The sequence below is a fragment of the Halopseudomonas sp. 4NH20-0008 genome (genome assembly GCF_057548395.1).
Window position 1 is genome coordinate 1 of the sequence record NZ_BAAJMD010000046.1, and the last position, 530, is coordinate 530.

At 57.9% G+C, this 530-nt stretch carries 1 protein-coding gene; it reads right to left on the reverse strand.

The genetic code is table 11. From position 1 onward, the window contains the following. Positions 1 to 530 (reverse strand): GTP-binding protein (locus tag AC27HQ_RS16955; RefSeq protein ID WP_487157374.1); only part of this gene is annotated, 530 nt, incomplete at both ends.

Below are 530 nucleotides of genomic sequence, written 5' to 3' on the forward strand. Positions count from 1 at the left end.
TTGTCATCTTGACCGTTCAGCGCCATCAGCGCAGAACCGATGATGATTGGCGTGTCGTCGCCTGGGAAGTCGTACGTGCTCAGCAGATCGCGCACTTCCATCTCAACCAGTTCCAGCAGCTCTTCATCATCAACCATGTCGGCCTTGTTCAGGAACACGACGATGAAGGGAACGCCTACCTGACGGGACAGCAGGATGTGCTCGCGAGTCTGCGGCATCGGGCCGTCAGCAGCGGAACAAACCAGGATCGCGCCGTCCATCTGCGCAGCACCGGTGATCATGTTCTTGACGTAGTCAGCGTGACCAGGGCAATCAACGTGCGCGTAGTGACGAGTCGGAGAATCGTACTCTACGTGCGAGGTGTTGATGGTGATACCGCGAGCCTTTTCTTCCGGCGCGTTATCGATCTGGTCGAAAGCACGGGCGGAACCGCCGTAGGTTTCAGCACAGACCTTGGTCAGCGCAGCGGTCAGAGTAGTCTTGCCATGGTCAACGTGACCGATGGTGCCGACGTTCAGGTGCGGTTTGCT